Source organism: Rhodothermales bacterium (genome assembly GCA_041391505.1).
Classification (GTDB): domain Bacteria; phylum Bacteroidota; class Rhodothermia; order Rhodothermales; family JAHQVL01; genus JAWKNW01.
The window spans coordinates 81,850-102,946 of sequence record JAWKNW010000023.1 but is presented as its reverse complement, the minus strand read 5'-3'; the positions used below and the strand labels follow the sequence as shown (position 1 = coordinate 102,946).

Genomic DNA, 21,097 nt, shown 5'->3' with positions numbered 1-21,097 from the left:
GAGATGGTTCCTGGTGTGGGCGGCCGGTGCGAGCAAGGCGCCTCGATGGCCGCCGGGATGCCGGCATCGTACGGACCCGCCACGCCGGATCGCCGGCGATTCTCGCTTTTAGAGGTCATCAGTATGTACGTTTAATCGCTGGGATTGAAGTCGATCGACGTTCATTCCCGGAACACCCCTTCATTCTGCTACGGAGGCCGTTTGTATGGATCGTGTCAGATTCACGGTTATGCTTATTCTGTTGATGTCCTGTGCGTCGAACGTCTTCGCGCAGGGCAATGCGGCCATCCGTGGGGTGGTTACGGACAAGTCAACCGGTGAACCGTTGCCTGGCGCCAGTGTCTTTATCGAGGGCACGACCCTCGGGGCCGCCACGAACGAAGAGGGCGAATACCAGATTCCCCGGGTATCCGCGGGGTCCTATGTGCTGTCGGCGTCCTACATCGGGTACCAGGAGGTGAAGATGGATATCACCGTGGCCGGCACGGACCTGGTGGTCAACATCGCGATGGAATTCGCGACGTTCGAAGGCGATGAAGTGATCGTGACGGCTCAGGCGGAAGGACAGATTGCCGCCATCAACCAGCAGATCCAGGCGACCACGATCAAAAACGTGGTTTCTGCGGCGCGGATACAGCAAATCCCCGACGTCAACGCCGCCGAGTCGGTCGCGCGACTGCCGGGCATTTCCCTCGTGCGAAGCGGGGGAGAAGGGCAGCAGGTGGCTGTGCGCGGGCTCTCGCCCAAGTACAACGTGATGATGGTAAACGGCGTCCGCATGCAGTCCACGGACCGCGACAACCGGAGCGTCGACCTCAATATGATCGCGCCCAACGTATTGTCCGGGATCGAGGTCACGAAAGCTCTGACGGCCGACATGGATGCCGATGCCGTTGGAGGCACCGTGAACCTGAAGATCGGCAAGGCGCGTGAAGGGTTTCACAGTACGCTGTCCGCGCAGGGGGGCTACGGCTCCGTCGGCGAAACGTACGGTAACTGGAGGGGATCGGGCATCGTCAGCAACCGTTTCCTGAAGAACAAGCTGGGCGTCCAGCTGTCGGGGTACCTCGACAACTACAACCGGGATTCGGATGTGCTGAGCGCCAGCTATGCCGTAAACGAAGAGAATCAGCTGGAGGAAGGGCTGGCGCAGCTCGATCTCCGAAGCACCGTCATCAGCGACCGGATCACCGATCGTCAGCGGGGTGGCGCCGGGCTCATCTTCGATTATGAACTGCCAAAGGGGACGCTGCAGCTGAATAACTTCATCAGCAACCTTTCAGAAGATCAGGTAGAAATCCAGAACTCCCTCGGGCTCCTCGGCAATCAGTTCAACGGTCTGGCGGCTTCGAGATCTCTCAGCAATACCGTCATCAGCAACGCGCTGCAGGGTGAATACGACTTCTCCTGGGTAACAGTCGATTTCTCTCTCTCCAATTCGATCTCGCTCCAGAGCCGGCCGGGCGATCTGCAGATGGATATCGTCGCCGAGCAGAATCAGGCGGCGTTCACCACGACCGCCGACGAGACGGCGACACCGAGCGAATTCCTGAATAGCGTGGACGTACGCGATATCTTGCGGATCTCCAGGATCAACACCGTCGAACGGGACATCCGCGAAGCCGCCCAGGACGCGGCATTAAATTTTACCGTCCCCTACAACATCACGAACAACATCACCGGCAATCTGAAGGTCGGCGGCAAGTACACCTTCAACAGCCGCGACAACGATGAAACCATGTTCTTCAATCAGCCTGACCGAACGTTTCAGGGAGAACGGTTCGTCGCCGCGATGAGGGAGTCGTTGTGGGTCGACCTGGGGTTGGAGCGTATCGATGAAAATCTCGGGATTCGCGCGTCGCTGTTTCGTGATCCGGACTATGACATCGGCAATTTCCTTACCGGCCAGGAGGGCGTCGACAAGTTTTTCTATACGCCGTCGATCGACAAGATGCTGAAGTTCGAGCGGCTCGCGAAAGAGAATGGGGCGTACTTCCTGGCGGACCAGCAATCCTTTGAGCGGGATTACGATTATACCAGAGGGTTCTCGGCGTTTTATGCCATGACGGAGTTGAATGTGGGCAAGCATATCATGCTGCTGCCCGGCATTCGGTACGAGCAGTACCGCATGGACTATTCGGCATTCTATACCGAGAAATACGGACCGAACTTCGAGGACTTCCGGAACGAGGAACTCAATTCCAAAAGTCAAAGCGAAACCTGGTTTCCCCAGATGCAGGTTCGGGTGAAGCCCACGAACTGGCTGGATGTGCGTCTGGCCAGCACGAAGAGCATCATCTATCCGGATTACCGGGCGCTTTCGCCGTTCGTGTACTACAATACGTTCAGCGGCAATCCGTTTATGTCGCTGGGCAATCCGGCGCTCAAGCCGGCCGTGTCGCAGAACTACGACATTTACGCGTCGATCTACGAAGATCACGTGGGGCTGTTTACCGCCGGCGTCTTCCGGAAAGAGGTGGACAACCTGATCACCCCGTTCAGCTTCCGGACGAAAGAGTCGGAACGCATCAACAACCGCGTCGAGCTGCCGACCAACGTCACGACGACAGTCGACACCTGGATCAACCTTGACGAGCCCACGACCGTGGAAGGGTTTGAGTTGGAGTGGCAGACCAATTTCTGGTATGGCCCCTCGATCCTGCGCGGTCTGGTTTTTAATGTGAACTACACCCACATCCGGTCGGATACCGACTACCCCTTCCAGTTGCTCGTGCGCCTGAGCCCCGGGCCGTTCGGGCGGACGGAACTCGTCGATACGACCCGCGCCGGCCGCATGCCCGACCAGCCCAGCGATATTTTTAATGCCACGCTGGGCTACGACTTCAAAGGGTTCTCGGCCAGGGTGTCCTTCCTGTATCAGGACAACGTGCTGGGCAATCCCGGCATCCGCGCCGAACTCGACTCCTATACCGATGCGCTGTATCGATGGGATGTGATCCTGTACCAGCGGCTCCCTTGGCGCGGTTTCAAGGCCTATGTCAACCTGAACAATATCACCAACAGTTCGGACCGACAATTTGTGAGTGTACTCGGGAAATTGTCCTCCGCGAACTATTATGGTCGGACAGCCGACATCGGGATCCGGTATGAGTTCTGATCACGGGGCTTCCGAACCGGTTCATCACGAGGACCGGGCGGTCTGATTGTCTTTGATTTAATATATTGTTAAATTTGAATTTACCTCGTTTTGCAACGCGAGTTGCCAACGAGCCAGAATGTTCGCACCTGCCTTCGCGTCGCAACCAGATGCAGGTGCACCTTGTCCGTTCATTCGTTCACCAAACAGGGGGCCATCTCTATGAGAACCTTTCTACTACTCTTGTTAACCTCAATGCTGGTTACGGCTGCCAGTGCGCAAGACCCGGTCGCGCTGGATCCGGAACAGTTCGTAAACACGCAGATTCTTGGCGACACGCTGGCCAACGGGGATCGTGCGCATAGTGTGTATACGGTCGAAGCCGGCACGTTTTACGCCTTTGACGGTCGCCTGGATGTGACCTTTCCGTTGACCATCATCGGCCCGGACAACGGCTGGATCAGGAATGACGAAACGCCGCCTGTCTTGTTGAACACGCCGGGTCAGCAGGGCGAAGCCCGGCAGTTCTTTCAGATTCAGGAGGGTGGCTCGCTCGTGCTCGAGAATCTGATGATCAGCGGCCTGAACAGCAACAATGAAACCTCCGGTACCTTCGTCGAAAACACGGGGGGCTCGCTGTACAAGGCCCACAACGTAGCGTTCGCGAACTGGACCGATTTCGCCATGCTCAACCAGGCGAAAAACATCGACATTTCGATCACCGACTGCGTGTTTATCAACGGCGTCCGCACGAGCAACTCGCCCTGGGGCGGTTTCCCGCTCCGCATGAACGTGGCGGGTGAAAATGTGACGATCGAGAACAACACCGTGGTGAACTCGGGCCGCTTGCTTACGAACAGCGGTCCGTTCTTCAACGCGACGGTGCACGAGCTGCACAACTCGTATCTGAACTTTACGAAGGCCGGCCATGAACAGCGTGCGAACGAGATGATTCAGGCCAACAACATCTTCTACAACTACGACTTCATCGGTCGCCGTATCGGCAACAACACGTACGACTCGTATTTCACGACGTGGAACTACTACGCCGACGTGGCCGACAGCCTCGACAAGGTCTCGTTGTATCTGGGCCAGAACCTGTTCTTCCGCGAGCCGGCGCTCCTGAACTGGTTCGAGACGGCTTCGGACACGCTCTTCCCGGGCCTGCTCTGGGAGCATGCCGATGTCGACTCGATCGTAACGATCGATGACAACTACACCATCGGCACCAACTACTCGGAATTCGATCCCGGCTTTGCGTCACCTCCCGACAACCTCGATGAGGTCATTGGCTTCACGAATGGCTTCTGGCTCGATCCCCTCGCCGACTGGATCGACTGGCGTCTGCCCAGCCCGGTCAGCTACGACCCGGACACGGGCGCTCCCTCGCTGACGGCCTGGCCGCCGAGCTTCGACCTGAACTATTCGAATGCCTTCCTGCAGACGGCCGGCACGGACGGACTCCCGGTGGGCGACCTGAACTGGTTCCCGGATGCCAAGGACTCGTACTATGCGAACCGGGACATGCACATCGCCGCGCTGCGCGACTCCATCGCGAATGCGGTGGCCGTCTATGTGCCGGGTTCGCCGACGCCGATGATCACGCCGAGCAGCGTGGCCGTCGAGGATCTCGGTGGAGAAATTCCGGCCCAGTTCACCCTGGATCAGAACTATCCGAACCCGTTCAACCCGACCACCAACATCGTCTTCTCGCTGCCTAAAGCGATCAACGTGAATCTGACCGTCTACAACGTGCTCGGTCAGCGCGTGGCTGTGATTCTCAACGACGAAGCGATCGAGGCCGGCGCGCACAGCGTCCAGTGGGATGGCCGCGACGCGTTGGGCAACCTGGTTTCCTCGGGCGTCTACATCTACCGCCTCGAAGCCGGCGACTTCAGCCAGGCGCGGAAGATGCTCTTCATGAAGTAAGGCTTCGGCATTCCACGCCGTGTCAAAAAGCCCGGGCCTGCGAAGGCTCGGGCTTTTTTGTTACCTGCAGGTCAGCGGTGCGTACCGGGCCGGCGTCAGCGCGGTGCTGCGATCACTTCGTAATCCCCGCTGCCTTCTATCACCCTGATCTCCTGCCCGCTCTCCAGGTTCAGCAGGACATCCACCTTTCCACTCGGCCATTCGATGCGCAGGGAGTCGATTCGGGTATTCCCGCCGAGGCCGAAGGAGGCGATCTTGTCGGACTGCGAGAGGTAGCTCGATCCGGTGCGGATGCGACGGTACAGCCGTTTGTCACCGGAAACGGCGATGAGGTGCGTGCCCAGCCCATCCCGGTTGGAGGTCGTGCCCCGCAGGCGCACGTTTACGTAGTGGGCCCCGGCGAGGTCGTTTCGCCACACGTGGGCCGGGCCGCCGTTCTCTGTGACGAGCACATCCAGGTCGCCGTCGCGATCGTAGTCGGCATAGCTGAGCCCTCGCGCCACCATCGCGGCGCCCAGGACGCCGGCTCGGGCCGGCGCCTCGGCGAACACCCCGTCACCCCGGTTCAAGAACAGCTGTGGTTTCTGCCGGTACGTGGAGCCGTCGAGCGAAGGCCGAACCGGCCAGACGTGGCCATTCGCGGCCAGCAGGTCCAGGTCGCCGTCGTGCTCGACGTCGAACAGGGTCAGGCCGAACGTCAGTGTCAGGAAGCTGGGCGGCCCGATGCGCGAGTCGGCCGACCGATCGCGGAACAGATCGTCTCCGGCATGGGCGTACACGCCGATCGTTTCGCTGGAGAAATTCCCGATAAAGATCGACTCCGCTCCGCTGCCATCGACGACGCCGATGTCGATCCCCATGCCGGCGCGGGCATGGCCCATGTCGTCCAGCGCGATGCCGCTACGTTGTCCGATCTCCGTGAACGTGCCGTCGCCGTTGTTTTTGTAGAGCAGATCCGGCTGGGCGTCGTTGGAGACGACCACGTCCGGCCATCCATCCCGGTTAAAATCGAACTCCGCGACACCGAGCGATTTGCCGGAAGAACCGACGAAGCCGGCCTGTTCCGTGGCCTCCGCGAACGTACCATCCCCCCGGTTTCGATAAAAACGCCCCGGGATGCCCGCGTACTCGCTGGGTGGGCAGTATATCTTCTCGCCGTACTTTTTTGCGAGGTCGCCGGCGCCCTGCGTATCCACGATGATGACGCCCTGGATGGAGCAGAAGATATCGGTTTCCCGGGCCCAGGCGACGTAGTTGGCGACGTACAGATCGAGGTCGCCGTCGCGGTCGGCATCGAAGAACAGGGCGGAGCTGCTCCACACCGGGTCGCCGGCCACGCCGGCGGCGGCGCCGACGCGCGTGAAGCGGCCGCCATCGTTGCGAAACAGGTCGTTTTCCCGGAGGGTGGTGAAGTAGAAGTCGTCGTCGCCGTCGTTGTCATAATCCGCCGCGACGATGCCCTGGCCATACGCGCGGACTCCGGAAAGCCCTGCTGCCTCGGTGACTTCGGTGAAGGTGCCGTCGGTGTTGTTGCGGTACAGTCTGAGCGCCTCGATCCGGTCATCCGGCCCCGTTTCCAACCAGCCGCCGCCGACGAGCAGGAGGTCCGGCCACGTATCCCCATCGTAATCCAGAAAGCCCCCGCCGGCCCCCATCTGTTCCGGCAGGTACATGCCGCCCTCCGCGCCGTTCTCGTGCTGAAAGGAGCCGAGGCCGATTTCGGCGGTCACGTCGGTAAACGCAATAGCGACCTGTTCCGGCGCGCGGTTCTTCGCCCCCGCGTCCGCGGCGGGGCGTTCCTGCCCCTGACACGCCAGCAGGCCGGAACACAGAACGAACAGGGAACAGATCCGGGCGGGTGTCAGATGCAGCATGGGCGACGTAGCGAGCGACAGCGGTAGCATGGCGGGGAGGTAACCGTCATCGGATCGTTTCAGGACAGCCTTCCCGATCCCTCGCTGCCGCGGATCAGTTTGCCTTCCCCGACCAGCGGGACGAAGCGGAAAATGTTGGTTTCTTCATGGCGATAGGTGCTCTCGCCGGTGCGGTAGATCCGTTTCATGACCTGCTCGTCGGCGGTGCCGACGGGGATGACGAGGCATCCACCCGGTTTGTCGCCCTCGGGTAGCGCGAGCTGTTCGAGCAACGCCTCCGGGACGCCGGCGGCGCCGGCCGTCACGACGATCTTGTCGTATGGGGCAAAAGCCGGCCAGCCGAGCGTGCCGTCGCCGCATTTCAGGATGACGCGGTATCCCAGTTCGCGCAGGATCGTTTTGGCTCGGTCGTGCAGGGCCTGGTGCCGTTCGATACTGTACACCTCGGCGCCCATCTCGCACAGCACCGCCGCCTGGTATCCGCTGCCCGTCCCGATTTCCAGGATGCGTTCGCGCCGCGCGGGATCGATCAGCATCGTTTGATGGGCGACCGTGTAGGGCTGCGAGATCGTCTGGTTGAGCCCGATGGGGAGCGCCTCGTCTTCGTAGGCGCGCTGGCGCATGGCCGGCTCGACGAAGCGGTGGCGCGGCACGCGACCGATCGCACCGAGCACACGTTCGTCCTCGATGCCTTTCGCGCGCAGTTCTTCCACGAGGCGTGCGCGCATCCGGTCATATTTGCGGTCTTCAGACGTCATCGGTCAGTCGGTGGCATGGGGCGATGCGCGACGGTGCCGGCATCGGGGTGGAGCGGACATCCCGCATCCCGGACGGGCCGCGCCGAGGCGGCCTGTTCACGCCAGGGCATCGGTAAGGTAGGAACGAAGCTCCTCTGCGGTCAAACGCGAGATCAACTCGCCGTTCTTCGAGATCGAGATATGGCCGGTTTCTTCGGAGACCACCACCACGAAGGCGTCGGTCTGCTCGGTGACGCCCACCGCGGCGCGGTGCCGCAGGCCGAGGAGCGGGCTCAGCCGGTTGCTGTTGGAGACGGGCAGGATGCAACGGGCGGCTTCGATGCGCTGGTTGCGGATGATCAGCGCGCCGTCGTGCAGCGGGTTTTTTTCGTAGAAGATGGCGATGAGCAGGTCGCGACTGATGGTCGCCTGCAGCGGCGTGCCGGTCTCGATGTAGTTGCGCAGACCCGTCTGCCGTTCAAAGACGATCAGCGCGCCGATACGCTGCTTGCTCATCTCGCTGATGGCCGAGATGACGTCCGATATGACGGATTCCTGGCTTTGAGAAACGACGAACCGTTGCGCGAGGGGGTTGTTCTTGCCGAGGAGAAACAGGACGCGACGGATTTCGGGCTGGAACAGGATGATGACGGCCAGGGCGAACACTTCGTTGATCGAGCGGAACAGGGTGCGCAGCATCGTCATGTCCGCCCAGGAGACGATGAGTTGCACGACGGAGAGGGCGACGATGCCGAGGAAAATCTGGACCGCAATCGTGCCGCGCATCAGTACATACAGTTTGTACAGGATGAACGCCACGATGCCGATCTCAATGAGATCGACGATGCGGATGGGTATGAACCACTCGAATAAGGTCACGCGGAGGCCGGCTGGATGTATCGCCCAAGATAGGTATCTATCCGTTCAAATCGCGCACCGGAAAATGGTTCGATGCGATGACGCCGGCGTGACCGCGATGCGCTCAGGCCCGCATCACGTTCGTCAGCACCCGCAGCATCTCGGCCGTGGCCCGGACGTCGTGGGTGCGAACGATGGTGGCGCCCCGGAGTACGGCGACGGCGGTGGCGCCCAGGGTGCCGTATAGCCGTTCTTCCGGGGGCGTTTCCGGGGCATCGAGCAGGGCGGCGATCGAACTTTTACGGGAAATGCCCACGAGGACGGGCCGGCCGAGGTCGAGGAATCGGTCCACCCGATTTATCAGCGCGGCGTTTTCACCGGGTGTTTTTCCGAATCCGAAGCCGGGGTCGGTGACAAGGTGCCGTACGCCGGCCCGTTCGGCGACGGCGACGGATGCCCGGAGCGAGGCAAAAACTTCTTCCACCACATCCGCATAGCGGTGTTCGTGAGGCATTTCGCCGGGGCGTCCTAGCGAATGCATCAGGATAAGCGGCGCGCCGGCCTCGGCGGCGACATCCGCCATCTCGGGATAGAGCCTGAGTCCGGTGACGTCGTTGACGAGGTGCGCGCCGGCATCCAGCGCGGCGCGCGCGATCGAGGGCTTGTAGGTATCGATCGAGATGATCGCCTCGTGGAAGCGCGCGGCCAGCGCGCGGACGACAGGTTCGATCCGGGCCCGCTCGTCAGCTTCCGAGACCGGGCCGGCGCCGGCGCCGTACGCCTTGCCGCGCGGCCGCGTCGATTCGCCGCCGACGTCGATAACGGTCGCCCCCTCGCGCAGCATCGCCTCGGCTCGGGCGAGCGCCGTGTCGACCTCCGTGTAGCGGCCTCCATCCGAAAACGAATCGGGGGTGACGTTCAGGATGCCCATCACGACGGGCCCCTCCGGCCGGCCCGGCCGGCAATCGAGCGTCTTTCCGCAACAGGCGAGGATGAAAGGATCAATCATAGAGCACCAGGGCGTCTGGAACGATGCAGGCCGGATCCAGGGTATCCCCCTCGTGGCCGGCGGTTCCGGTCGCCGGCGCGTTTAACTTCCATCGGTAAATCGCCGATGATTGCAGTGCGCTTCGTGCCGCCTACCCTGCGCCCGGAACCTTCACTCTCAGCGGGTCTTCAACACCTACTGCGTGTACCCATCGATTGCCCCCGGGCGATCGCGGGTGGATCCAGCCGACCCGTTTCCGGTTTCTCGCTGTTCGCCCCCCGACGCGGGAAATGAGCGGGCTGCGCGACGGAAGTGAAGCGATCTTTTGTGGAAGTCGTTTCGTCGTCTGCGGCGCCGCTTGAAGGCCTCCGTGTTTCGGGTTACCCACTGGAACGGTATGTAGGCACGAGCGTTCTTGCCCTCCAGTGATCGCCTGGATTCCTTCGATAGAGCTGTAATGCGCGTTACAGCCGAAACACGCCGTCCGTAAAACTGTATCGGTCAGGACCAGCCGGCGCTTCTGTTTTGGCGCTTCCACACATCCAGAACTGAGAAGCTTCCCCAGAAAATCGCTACAACCAAACCGCTAAAAGGCCTATGTACGTTCCTCGCCAGCAACGTATGCTGGACCAGTATCTTCAGGAGATCGGGCAGATCCCTCTGCTCGTTCCCGAAGAGGAAGTCAGGTTAGCGCGTCTGATAAAGCAGGGTGACCAGGAGGCGCTTCACAAGCTGACGCGCGCCAATCTCCGCTTTGTCGTCTCGGTTGCCAAAAAATACCAGGGGCAGGGGCTCACCCTCGCCGACCTGATCAATGAGGGCAACTACGGCCTCATCAAGGCGGCGCAGCGCTTCGACGAGACCCGGGGGTTCAAGTTCATTTCGTACGCCGTATGGTGGATCCGTCAGGCGATTCTCCAGGCCCTCGCAGAGCAAAGCCGCGTCGTGCGCCTTCCGCTGAACCGCATCGGGACCATCTCGAAGATTCGCAAGACGAGCGCCCGCCTGGCTCAGACGCACGAGCGTCAACCCAATATTGAAGAACTGGCCCGCGAACTCGATGTGGACGTCGAAAAGGTGCGCGAGGCCATGCAGCACACCAGCCGGCATCTCTCGATGGACGCTCCGTTCAACGAAGAGGATGACAACAGCCTGCTCGACGTGCTGCCGGACGATGAGGATACGGCGCCCGACGACTCCCTGATGGACGAGTCGCTCAAGATCGATATCGAGCGCGCCCTCAGTCTGCTTCATCCCCGCGAGGCTGAAATTACCCGCCTCTATTTCGGGATCGGCCGCGAACATCCCCTCACCCTCGAGGAAATCGGCCAGCGTTTCGGGCTCACCCGCGAACGCGTGCGCCAGATCAAGGAAAAAGCACTCAGAAAGCTGCGGCAGAAGCATCGCCGCGAAGAGCTTCAGATGCATATTGGATAACAAAAAGGCCGGCTTTCCTTAGAAAGCCGGCCTTTTTTGGTTTAAGGTTCGAGGGTTAAGGTTCAAGGAATAGCCTGCGGGACCTTTTTCCTCAGCCCTTGAACCTTAACCCTCGAACCTCACCTCCCCTCAATACAGGATGCGCTGCAGTTTGAGGGTCTCGGTCACGGGATGCAGGATCACCGGATTGATGCGGTACGGTTCGTCCGGCATGATCCGGATATGGCTGCCGCTGAATTCTTCCAGATCCGGGCGCATCGACTGGATGATGCCCAGGTTCAGCAGCGACTCGAGAATGAACATGCTCTCTGAGGGCGACGTGCGGGAGATACGGCGATGCTCCTCAACGGTCAGCGTGCCGTGGAGGAGGAAAAGCCGCAGGGTGAACATGCGCTGCAAATCGAGGGTGTTCAGAAAGCTGAAATCGATCGGCTGCAACGGGTTGACGCAGAGCACATCGCGCCCGGCATCGTACGCCGCGGAGCGCAGCCAGTAGTTGAGCGCAAGCAGGATGTTGGTGCCGCTGAATCGATAGAGCTGTTCGAAATACGCCTTTCGCCACGCCTCTTGCTGCTGTTCATGGCTTTTGCGCCCCCACAACGACCGCACCGGCGAGCCGGAGGCGGGGGGGACGAATTCGAGCGGCAGCCCGCTCCGGCGGTGGCGGTTGAGGATCAGGGCCTCGAGGCTGGTCTGGTTCAGGGACGGGAGTCCGTGCGCCTTGACAAAGCCCGACGCGGGGCGGAGCGTCGTTTCGATGAAGCGCCACGTGATGCCGGCGACGCTCGCGATCCAGCAGACCACGTGGTCGGTGCGGGACATAAAGAGCATTACGCGCTCCAGCACCTCGGTGCCCCCCGGCATGGCCAGCAAGAGGTGCTCGAAGAAGTCGATGAGCACGATCCGGGACGCGATGGGCGCTTCGCCCGTGGTGAGCGCAGCCTCCAGGGACTCCAGGGTGAGGTCGTCGGTTACCGGCTGCTCCAGCGCTTCCGCGGCCATCCGGGCAAACGCCGTCGTGGTGGTCACGCGGTGCGTCAGGGTGATGCGGCGGACGTCGGCATCCGTGAAAACGCTCGTTGCCAGGATGTTCATGAAGCTGGTTCGGCCGCTCCCGTCCGGGATGGCCAGGATCAGCGGGCTCGTCTGGCCGGCGGCCCATTCGCTGACGTGCGCCCGGATGCGGATAACATCCTGTTTTCGGCCTTCGAGCAGGGCGGCGTCGTCGAGCGGTGCGAGCGCGAAGAGTTTGCGGTAGATCAGGGGCAGCTTGTCGTGCAGGCTTTCGGCGTCGGCGAGTTCGCCGAGCGTTTTGATCCACTGGCCCTCCGTCTGGGTGATCGCCCCTACAGCCGATTGGCCTTTCCGGATCAGCTCCCGCGTCTGCCGGCGCCCCAGCCGCAATACGCCGCGCGTCATGTCGGCGAGTTTGGCGATGCCCAGGCCGGATCGGCGGAGGAGTTCCTTGCGCTGATGGTTCAGACGGATCCGCAGCCGGTCGATGGGGCCGTGCGCAAAGTCCCCGGCGAGCACGTGCTGATGGAAATCCTGCCAGTCGCGCTGGAGCGCGCGGTGCGCGGCGTGCACGAGCTGCTCCCACGGCGGCCGGAGGGCGTTGATGAGTTGGGAGAGCTTCTCACCGGACCGCTGGAGTCCCGTGAGCACCATTTCCCGGGCATCGACGATGGCGTCGGCTTCGGTGCGGGCGTCTTCGTCGCCGGCATCCGGCGGCGTCTCGGCGCCGAGTTCCTTGAGGGCTTCGTTCAGGCTGAAATCTACGATGCCCTGAACCTGCTGGATCTGCTCCCACGTGTTGATCAGGGCCTTCTGGAGCAGTCTGGCGCTGTCGCGGAGCCGGCGCGGCAGGGGATCGATCCAGATCGCGCCGGCGATTTCGCGGAGGTCCACGATAAAGGTCCGGGCAGATCGGGCCGAGGTCTCGATTCCGGGTTCGTGGATGGTGAGCGCCTCCGGCAGGTTGCGGCCATGCCGAAGCATATCCTCCCACATGTTCACCCCCGGGTCCGTCAGCATCTGGGTGGCCTGGATCAGGCCGGGCATGTCGCCCAGAAAGGCCTTGAACTCACCGGCAAGCCGGCGCTGGAGCAGCTTGAGTTCGTTGCCCATGACGGAGGGGTCCATCTGATCGAGGGCGGTCTCGCTGATCGCGCGGATGCGTTCACGACGGCCCTGGATCGATTCCGAGAGCGACTTGAAGGCCTGATGGGTCGAGAGCAGCGTGGACCGGGCAATCCGGTCGAGAAAGGTCTGCTGCTTTTCCAGGAAAAAGTCGCGGGTGCGATGCAACTGGATGAGGATGTCGTACCGGTTGGTCGCCTGCTCGTGCCACGCTTCGTCGTGCAGGCTCCGGACTTCCATGCGGGCCAGTGGAAGCTGGCTCGCCGGCGGCAGTAAGCGGTCGTTGAGGTCGAGCGCCACGGTGCCTCCGGCCTCCAGATCCCGGGCAAACGCGTCGGCGGCGTCGGCGAGCGCCGCGTCGGTGGGCTGAAAAAAAGGCTCCATCGGTTCGCAGCACGAGGCGAGCGCGGCGGCCAGGTCGTTCTGGATGTCCAGCCACTCGGCCCAGAGCGCCGGGTCTACGGGAGGAGCGGCCTCCGCGGCCGGCGTCGATGCCCAGGCATCCAGGGCGGGGAGCGCATCGAACGGGGCGTTCCATCGGTCGCCCAGTTCGAAGAGTCGGTTGGTCCAGGCATGGAACGCAGCCTCCAGCGTGGCGGTGCGGCGCGAGAGCGCCTCACGAACGCGGGCATGCGCGGTTTCCAGCAAGCCGCCGAGCCGGATGTCGGTGTGGTAGTGCGTAAGCGCCCGGGCGGGGATCGTACGTTCGCGCCGCCCACGTTCGCGCGGGGGGCGGCCTGCGATCCTGCGGAACAGGTTGCCGCCCCGTCGCAGGGCATCGCTGCCGGCGTCGCGCCAACGCAGCCATCGTTTCTTGAACCGGATGCCGGCGGAGTCGCCGTCGGCCGGCTCGTGGAGGTCCGCCCCGGCCGGCAACACGATGGCGACGGGGATTCCGCCGGCCCATCCGCTGAGGCGGCGGCCGGCGGCAAGCACCGCCGCGGAGGCTGTCGTCGCCGGTTTGCCCCCCAGCATCTTGCGGATGGGAAGCCACACGTCCCGCAGCGTCTTCTGCCGGTAGGCGACGAGTCGCTTCCAGGCTTCCTGGGTGGTGGGGGGCGACGTGTCTTCCAGATCGGGCTCGCGCAGCGCGGCGTGCGCCGCGTGGGCGCCGGCGAGGACAGACGCCAGGCCGGCGAGCAGTTCGGCATCGATCGATCGGGCCAGGCGCTCGTATTCGCCGGCCGCTTGCCGGCGCATCCGGTCGATCACATCCTTGTAGGCCGCCTCGGCCTCCGCATAGGAAGGAGAGGCGATCGGCTCCTGGAAGTTCGTTTCCATCAGACGCCATCCTCCGGGGTGTGGCCCCGCGCGAGGTCGGCGGCCGGCGCGTGGGGCGCCTGGTCGTCGAGCGTGCGCGGGAGCATCCCCCTGCGCTGGAACTCGGCCTTGGCGGTCTCGGTGATGTCGCTCGACAGCGCGAATTCGTACTGGTGCCTGATCACATAGGCCTTGACGACGATGTGCGTCAGAAAACCTTCCTGATATTCGTCCTTGATATTCACGACGATGGGCTTGTCGAGATAGACGTACCGCGAGTTGGCGGCCGCGCTGTAGGCGATGGCCTTGGCTTCCATGACATCCACCCAGGTCGGGAGGTACAGGTCGGTCACGACCTGGCAGTGGGGTTCGCCGGCGTTGGCGTTGGCGACCTGGTCCTCGACGACCTGCGCGTTGGGGACGGCGACGAGGTTGTCGTCGGGCGTTACGATGCGGGTCGACCGCAGTCCGATGGACTTGACGGTGCCGTAGGTGCCGCCCACGCTGATCTTGTCTCCTTCCTGAAACGGTTTGTCGAAGATGAGAATCAACCCGCCGATGATGTTCTTGAGGACATCCTGCGAGGCGAAGCCGACCGCGACGCCCACGCCGGCCCAGGCGCTGATCAGTCCGGTGCTATCGATCTTCAATACCCAGTGCAGGATGGCGTAGACGACGATCACCCACAGCACGACGCGGGTGACCGGGATAAATTTCTTGACGCTGAGCTGGCGCTGGACGTCGCGCGTGTCCGCGAACTTGTCCATCATCCAGATGAGGCCCTTGATGGGCACCGCGGCGAAGATGAGCAGGATGAAGGAAAGGACGATGCGGCCGATGTCGAGCCACGGCAATTCGACCTGTTCCCGGGCGTCGGGCACCGCGCGTTCGAAGGTGGATCGGACGGCATCCAGGTCGGTCAGCAGGCTGTCGATGTGCCGGCGAAACTGCTCGTCGCGATCCGGCGGGCGGATGGCGTGGATCTCGGCGGATATCGCCGCGAGTTCCGCGAAGAGGCTGTCGATCCGGGCGGGGTCGACGGTCAGGGTGTCGGTCGCCGGCTCGGCCCGGTCTCGCTGCAGCGGTAGGACGGCGGTATCGCACGAGGTCGCTCCGATCAGCAGCGCACAGAAGAGCAAGGCCTGTTTCATGAGCAGGCGGTCTGGATAAGATGCACAAAAAACGCCGGCCGCCGGCGGCCCATCGCGTAGCACAGAATACGGGACACGATGCGCCGGGTCAATCCGCCTCGCATCAGAAGGGCAATGCGGCGCGCAGGCGGTAATAGACCTCGTAGTTTCGATCGGTCCCGAGGTCGTCATACGGCTGGCCCACGCCCACGGCGTGCGCGATGCTGATGACGCCGCCGAGCACGAGTACGTTTTTTAACTCGGCGCCCGCGCCGAGCCGGCGCGTGAGCTGCAAGCGATCTCGCCACACGATGCCCCCGTCCGCAAAAAGCGCCAGCGTCGTCGCGCCGAGCGAGAAAAAGCCCAGTATGTTTGTCTGGAGGCTGCTGGCGACGGGCATCCGGTATTCGAGGGTGCCGAACGCGAGTCGGTTGCCCACCACGGGGTCGCGGTATCCGCGGACCCGATTCGCATCCACAAACGAAAGCAACCCCACTTCGGGTGCGGTGATCTGGAGGTCATCGAAACGGGCGAACCCAGCCTGGTGTTGCGGGAGCACGTCGCCGGCGATGGCCTGGGCATGCGCATAGACAAAAAATCGATTCAACCCGCCACCTGGCGCCACGGCAAAGGCCGAGAGGTCGCCGCGGACAAACTCGGTGTCGGATCCCAGTGCCCCGGCGGCGCCGGTGGCTTCGAGCCGGATGCCATGGCCGTCCAGCGGATGGACGAGGTTGTCGGCATAGGGGCGAAGCCGCTTCCGGGAAAGCGAAAGCCGGAGGTCGGTCTGCCGGCCTTCGGCCGGTGCGGGGATGGCCGGGTCGAGGGTGTCGAAATCCGATGCGTTGAGCGGCTCGAACCGGGCATGCCGCAGGCGGACCTCGAAGCGGGTGGCGGTGTAGGGTTTGATGCCGAGGTCGATCGGCCAGGAGAATGCCAGGTCCGCCCCCGAAATGCCGTCCGCCAGGTAAGTGTCGCCATACGCCCGGATGCTCGGGAGCAGCGAATAAGCGTTGACGTTGATCGACGGCACCCACTGGTTGTTGATGTAGGTGGCGAGGACGAAGCTGTTGGTCGTAGGCGTGGGGATGGCCAGGCTGCCCGTAAGTGCGAGGAGGTGTTTGCCCAGCGGCTCGGTCCACGACGTGATGCCGGCGAGGCCCCAGTCGTCCGGCGCATTGTAATAGGGCAGGGCGAAGGTGGCTACATGGGTGAGGTTCTTGAGGGGGCGGTACCGGCCGCGGCGCGTGATCGGCCCGGCGTCGGGCGGCACGACGGCCGGCACCACCTGGGGCGGCTCGTGCGTCGTCCATGCGGCGTAGGCCGGCGGCACCGTGGGTTCGGGCGCGTCCGCCACGCGCGCCGCATCGATGCGGAAGGCGCGGTCGCGTTCTTTGGACGCCGCCGCGGAGACGACCAGGGTGCCGGCGGGATGCAGCGAGTCGGGCTGGACCCACTGCAGTGCCCGCCCTCCGGCGACGAGCCGCGTCACCCGGCGGTGCACGCCGCTCTCGAGGTCGACGGCAAAGACGTTGGGCACGCGGTCGCGGAGGGAGGTGTACGCGAGCTGCCGGCCGTCGGGGCTCCAGACCGGGCCGTGGTCCTCGTGGTCGCCATCGGTCGCCGGTGTGATCGCGCGGGTCTCGATATCGAGTACGGCGACGTCGCGCCGGCCGTCGGCGTCGAAGCACGCGAAGGCGATGCGGGGCTGGAACGGATGCCACGCCAGCGAGCCGATCTGGACATCGCCCGTGAAACCGGTCAGCTGCTGCTCACGGCCGGAGGCCAGGTCGAGCAAAAACAGGTTGGCGGTGCCGGCGTCGGAGCCGATGAAGGCGAGTTGCCGCCCGTCGGGGGAGAATGCCGGGGATGAGGCGCGGCGGCTGTTCGTGAGCCGGCGCAGCTTCTTGCCGTCGGCGCGGACGGTAAACAGGTCGTTGAGCATCGAGCCCTTCCGGCCGCGGACGAGGCGCGAAAAGGCCAGCGTCTGCCCGTCGGGGCTCCAGGTTACCGGACCGTCGATGCTGCCTTCGGCGGCGATCGTTCGGGTCTTGCGTTTTGTGTCGATCACGTAGAGCCGGCGCACGGGCCGGCGGATCGAGGTGACGGAGAGCACGGCGATCTTCGTGGTGTCCGGGCTGTAGCGCACATCATAGATGTACTGGCCGGGGAGGGCGAGCGGGTCGACGCCGAGGGAGTCGAGGTTTTCCATCTGGCCGGCGAGGGTGTTGTAGTAGACGTTGACGTGCCGGCGCCAGTCGTCGAAGAACTCGCGGTACGATTGGTCGGTCGTCTCCTCGAAGGCCGTGTAGAAGTCGTGTATGCGTACGCGGTTGAACAGGTAGTTCTCGCGGTGTGCGAGCAGGTTTTTGAGGGTCGAATCCCCGTATTGCTGGGCGAAGAAGCGGACCTGCGCGTTGCCGGAGGCATAGAGGAGCCGGCCGTTGTAGAGTGAGCGGCCGTCCTCGTACGAGAGGCGGTCGTCGAGCACGGCGGTGCGGAGCCACTGGTCGCCCCGGTAGGCGTCCCAGCGTTCGGTCTGGTATTGCGCGAGCCCCTCGGCCCAGAAGCTGGGCAGCGGATCGCCGAAGAAGATGTCCGCGAAGCCCAGTGTGCCCCGGACGGCCCGGTAATGGAAGAGATGGGTGAGTTCGTGCGAGAGCACGGTGCGGAGCCACTTGGTGTGCCCCGACCAGGTGGTGGCCACGTCGTTGACGTGCACCCAGATGTTGGTATAGCCGTTGCCCAGGCGGACGGCGAAACCGTTCAGGATTTCGTCCTCGTCGGAGAGGTAGATGCGGATTTTTTTGTCGAATGTGACGCCGAGGTTGGCGGAGAGGGCGGCGTAGGTCGCCTCCGCGATCGGGGCGGCTTCCAGCTCGATGCCGGCGAGGTGCCGGGGGTACATGATGCTGAAATGGTCGGTCTCGGCAACCTGCCACTTCAGCTCGGGGTGGTTGCGTCCGTTGAAGACCTGAAAGCCCTGCGCCGAAACCGGGATGGCGAACAGGAGGCCAAGAAATGCGAAAAGAATGGATTTCATCATGCAGCGATGCGTTGTGCACGGTCTGAATGATGCGGAAGGGGATTATGATCCCGGCGGGGCGAGATGTGTCGCGATGGCGGCGAGCACGGCCGCTGTTTCGTGGATGACCTTCTGGTTGCTGAAGTAGATCACCCGGTAGCCGGCCTGTACGAGATACCGATGCCGGCGTGCGTCGTATTCCGCGCGCCACGGGTCGTTGTGGATGCCGCCTTCGACCTCGACGACGAGGCGGGCCGAGGGGCAGTAGAAGTCGACGATGAAGGGGCCGATGGAGTGCTGCCGGCGGAATTTCCGTCCGGCGCAGCGGTAGTTGCGGAGGCCTTCCCACAGGACGCGTTCCGCCGGCGTGGCGTTTTTCCGGAGGCGGCGGCGACGGATGCGGGCGAGGTCCTGGGGAGACATGAGGCGGCAGGGAGGGTTCTGCCTTACAAGACACCTCGCGAGGGGGCGGCGTAACGTCCTGGTCGTTGTGCTGTGCCTGGCCCACCTCCCCCTTGGTCCCCCTCCTCGGGAGGAGGGGGCTGGCGCTATGTTGTGGTATGAGCGGTAGTCATCGGCGCTCACTGGTCAGGCCCCTCCTCCCCGAGGAGGGGCAGCCGCCGCGTTCGCGGCGGCGGGGAGGTGCCCCGGGTGAGGAATGGCGGGTGGAGGCGGGTCAATCGCGGCGCTCCAGCGCCAGATCCAGCACGCGGGCCTGGGGCGTATCAGATGCGTACTGCTGCCGTTCCTGGAGGACGCGGCTTCTCAGAGCGGGCCAGTCAGATGGCGATGCAAGATGGGGAAGATACTGGAAGTACTGTCCAAATAGTCCCTCCAGATCCTGTCCTGGGATGGATGCGTCGGAGAAATAGGCCAGGACCGTCGCCAGGCCATCCTGTGTCGCCGGCGTCTCAGATGCAACATCCATGCGGTTCAATAGCCGCGATTCTGAGCCGAATTCCTGCATCAGGTCAACATACAAACCTGGCTTGTCGAGGGGTTTTGCCAGTCCACGAATGGCGGCGGATTTGACACGTTCCGGAGCATTTGACGATAAAATCGTCCGTAGAAGTGCATCCTCATCGTTGCGATAGGCCAATGCGCCGATGGCGGATTGCCGTTGTATCTCATTGAAATTGGGGCCCGCTGCGATCCGTCGCAGCTCCAGTTGGATGGCTTCGATCTGTTCGACCGGCATCTCCGGATAGTCCATCGTCACGGTGTATGCATCGTATTGATACGAAAATCGCCGGTACTGGACGCGTTCCATGTCGAGCGGGATTCGCTCTCCTATCGCCCTGATCGCGTTCATCTGCACCTGCTCATCCGAATCTGTCTCCGCGATCCGGATCAGCTCACGATCCCCTGCCGGCGTGTTGATGTGCGCGAAGACGAACACCATGTTCTGGCGCAGATCGGCGTCTTTCGCCGCGGCAAACGCGTCCACCAGCAGTCGATACGCCTCCGGGTCGCCGGCTTCACGCCGGTCGTGCAGGTACGTGATCGTCCCCTCGATGTCGGCCTGGCGGACCATTGTCCCCAGTTCATCGGGCAGGGCGGCGAGGGTCTCGACGAGCGGCTCGCCGGGCAGGGTCTTGTCCGAGCAGGCCGCGACGAGCGCACCGCAGAGCACCATCATGGCGGCCGTCAGGGCGAGGCCGGTCGTCGAGCGCAGCCGGTCGGGCGCCGGCGGCTCCACCAGCCGCTGGATGCGCGCGACGAGCGATCCCCCGCCGGCCGGCAAGGCCAGCCGGAGCGACGCCACCCGGCGTTCCTCCAATCCGGCCAGGGCGCGGACATAGGTCGACCGGCTCGCAATGGCCGCCACGGCCAGGTCGTCGCAGGCGCGCTCGCGCTCCTCGCGGATGCGGCCCGAGATCCACCAGGCGGCCGGATGATAAAACAGCACGGCTTCGAGGATGGACTGGAGCACGGCGAAGAGGTAGTCGTGCCGGCGGATGTGCGCCAGTTCGTGCGCGAGGATGGCCTCGACGTGCGCCGGCGGCATGCCGGCGAGCAGTGCGGCCGGGATCAGGATGACGGGTTTCAGCCACCCGATGAGCATCGGCTCGCCGGCGCGGTCGGTCGCGATGATCCGCACGCGCCGGGTGATGCCGAGGCTCCGCATCAGGCGGTTGACGGCGGCGGTCAGGCCGGCATCCAGCGACTCACTATACAGCCGGCGCATCCGATATACCCCGTTCCAGCCCAGCGCAAGGCGGATGCTCATGCCCAGCACACCGATCAGCCATAACGCCGCAAGAACCGGCCTCAGCGCAACGTCGAAGCCCGCATCGGCCAACTGTGCAGCCGCAACCGCAGGCATCGTAGCACCAACCTCACCCCCGTTTACCGTGTCCACCAGCCGGAGTCCCCCTTGTCCACCCGCGGGCTGCCCCGCCGACAGTGGCAAGCTGGTTAATACCGGCACCACGATGAGCGCCACAAAAGCCACCCAGCAAACGAGGTATCTACGCTGTGGCGAAGTGCGTCGCAGCAGGCGCAACGCGATGGCCAGGATGCCGGCGATGAGTGCGCCCTGCCAGAGCGAGTGGACCAGGATGGCGCCGAGCAGATCGACGAACGGATGATGGAGTAGTGCCGTCATGCGAATTCTCCCTCA

Annotated in this window: 12 protein-coding genes; 3 read left to right on the top strand and 9 right to left on the bottom strand. The window is 63.5% G+C overall.

Annotated features, from left to right (window positions below; genetic code table 11):
• Positions 1-229 precede the first annotated feature (229 nt).
• Both R2834_18860 and R2834_18855 read left to right on the top strand, forming a co-directional pair.
• Positions 230-3,118 carry a TonB-dependent receptor gene (locus tag R2834_18860; GenBank protein MEZ4702401.1) on the top strand — a complete coding sequence of 963 codons (2,889 nt, stop codon included), beginning with the start codon at positions 230-232 and terminating at the stop codon, positions 3,116-3,118.
• 234 nt (positions 3,119-3,352) lie between these two features.
• Positions 3,353-5,026: a T9SS type A sorting domain-containing protein gene (locus tag R2834_18855; protein ID MEZ4702400.1), complete on the top strand. Its 1,674-nt coding sequence runs from the start codon at positions 3,353-3,355 to the stop codon at positions 5,024-5,026.
• 95 nt (positions 5,027-5,121) lie between these two features.
• On the opposite strand, the gene R2834_18850 is transcribed toward R2834_18855, so the two are convergent.
• The 4 genes from R2834_18850 to folP form a co-directional block, all read right to left on the bottom strand.
• A complete protein-coding gene (locus tag R2834_18850) occupies positions 5,122-6,930 on the bottom strand; it encodes a CRTAC1 family protein (protein ID MEZ4702399.1) in 1,809 nt (602 codons plus the stop codon).
• A 29-nt stretch (positions 6,931-6,959) separates the two neighbouring features.
• Positions 6,960-7,658 (bottom strand): protein-L-isoaspartate(D-aspartate) O-methyltransferase, encoded by a 699-nt coding sequence (locus R2834_18845; protein MEZ4702398.1) that lies wholly within the window; start codon positions 7,656-7,658, stop codon positions 6,960-6,962.
• Between the two features lie 96 nt (positions 7,659-7,754).
• Positions 7,755-8,516 carry a diadenylate cyclase CdaA gene (cdaA, locus tag R2834_18840; GenBank protein ID MEZ4702397.1) on the bottom strand — a complete coding sequence of 254 codons (762 nt, stop codon included), beginning with the start codon at positions 8,514-8,516 and terminating at the stop codon, positions 7,755-7,757.
• A 103-nt stretch (positions 8,517-8,619) separates the two neighbouring features.
• Positions 8,620-9,504, bottom strand: a complete 885-nt coding sequence (folP, locus tag R2834_18835; protein ID MEZ4702396.1) for a dihydropteroate synthase — start codon at positions 9,502-9,504, stop codon at positions 8,620-8,622.
• Positions 9,505-10,080: 576 nt separating this feature from the next.
• On the opposite strand from folP, the gene R2834_18830 reads away from it, so the two are divergent.
• Positions 10,081-10,920: an RNA polymerase sigma factor RpoD/SigA gene (locus R2834_18830; GenBank protein ID MEZ4702395.1), complete on the top strand. Its 840-nt coding sequence runs from the start codon at positions 10,081-10,083 to the stop codon at positions 10,918-10,920.
• Positions 10,921-11,049: 129 nt separating this feature from the next.
• Here R2834_18830 and R2834_18825 read toward each other — a convergent pair whose 3' ends face one another.
• From R2834_18825 to R2834_18805, 5 genes are all read right to left on the bottom strand, one after another.
• Positions 11,050-14,340 (bottom strand): hypothetical protein, encoded by a 3,291-nt coding sequence (locus R2834_18825; protein MEZ4702394.1) that lies wholly within the window; start codon positions 14,338-14,340, stop codon positions 11,050-11,052.
• Complete coding sequence (locus R2834_18820) at positions 14,340-15,470, bottom strand: mechanosensitive ion channel (protein ID MEZ4702393.1); 1,131 nt, start codon at positions 15,468-15,470, stop codon at positions 14,340-14,342. The genes R2834_18825 and R2834_18820 overlap by 1 nt, the downstream gene beginning before the upstream one ends.
• 103 nt (positions 15,471-15,573) lie before the next feature.
• Complete coding sequence (locus tag R2834_18815) at positions 15,574-18,492, bottom strand: hypothetical protein (protein MEZ4702392.1); 2,919 nt, start codon at positions 18,490-18,492, stop codon at positions 15,574-15,576.
• 45 nt (positions 18,493-18,537) lie between these two features.
• Positions 18,538-18,897, bottom strand: a complete 360-nt coding sequence (locus R2834_18810) for an endonuclease domain-containing protein (protein MEZ4702391.1) — start codon at positions 18,895-18,897, stop codon at positions 18,538-18,540.
• Between the two features lie 253 nt (positions 18,898-19,150).
• Positions 19,151-21,082, bottom strand: coding sequence for a M56 family metallopeptidase (locus tag R2834_18805; protein ID MEZ4702390.1), 1,932 nt, complete (start codon positions 21,080-21,082; stop codon positions 19,151-19,153).
• Positions 21,083-21,097 lie beyond the last annotated feature (15 nt).

What these genes read in the sequence shown, in the direction of transcription:
- R2834_18860 (MEZ4702401.1), top strand. Translation starts at nt 230, where the DNA reads ATGCTTATTCTGTTGATGTCCTGTGCGTCGAACGTCTTCGCGCAGGGC.
- R2834_18855 (MEZ4702400.1), top strand. Translation starts at nt 3,353, where the DNA reads ATGCTGGTTACGGCTGCCAGTGCGCAAGACCCGGTCGCGCTGGATCCG.
- R2834_18850 (MEZ4702399.1), bottom strand. Translation starts at nt 6,930, where the DNA reads ATGCTACCGCTGTCGCTCGCTACGTCGCCCATGCTGCATCTGACACCC.
- R2834_18845 (MEZ4702398.1), bottom strand. Translation starts at nt 7,658, where the DNA reads ATGACGTCTGAAGACCGCAAATATGACCGGATGCGCGCACGCCTCGTG.
- folP (MEZ4702396.1), bottom strand. Translation starts at nt 9,504, where the DNA reads ATGATTGATCCTTTCATCCTCGCCTGTTGCGGAAAGACGCTCGATTGC.
- R2834_18830 (MEZ4702395.1), top strand. Translation starts at nt 10,081, where the DNA reads ATGTACGTTCCTCGCCAGCAACGTATGCTGGACCAGTATCTTCAGGAG.
- R2834_18825 (MEZ4702394.1), bottom strand. Translation starts at nt 14,340, where the DNA reads ATGGAAACGAACTTCCAGGAGCCGATCGCCTCTCCTTCCTATGCGGAG.
- R2834_18820 (MEZ4702393.1), bottom strand. Translation starts at nt 15,470, where the DNA reads ATGAAACAGGCCTTGCTCTTCTGTGCGCTGCTGATCGGAGCGACCTCG.
- R2834_18815 (MEZ4702392.1), bottom strand. Translation starts at nt 18,492, where the DNA reads ATGAAATCCATTCTTTTCGCATTTCTTGGCCTCCTGTTCGCCATCCCG.
- R2834_18810 (MEZ4702391.1), bottom strand. Translation starts at nt 18,897, where the DNA reads ATGTCTCCCCAGGACCTCGCCCGCATCCGTCGCCGCCGCCTCCGGAAA.
- R2834_18805 (MEZ4702390.1), bottom strand. Translation starts at nt 21,082, where the DNA reads ATGACGGCACTACTCCATCATCCGTTCGTCGATCTGCTCGGCGCCATC.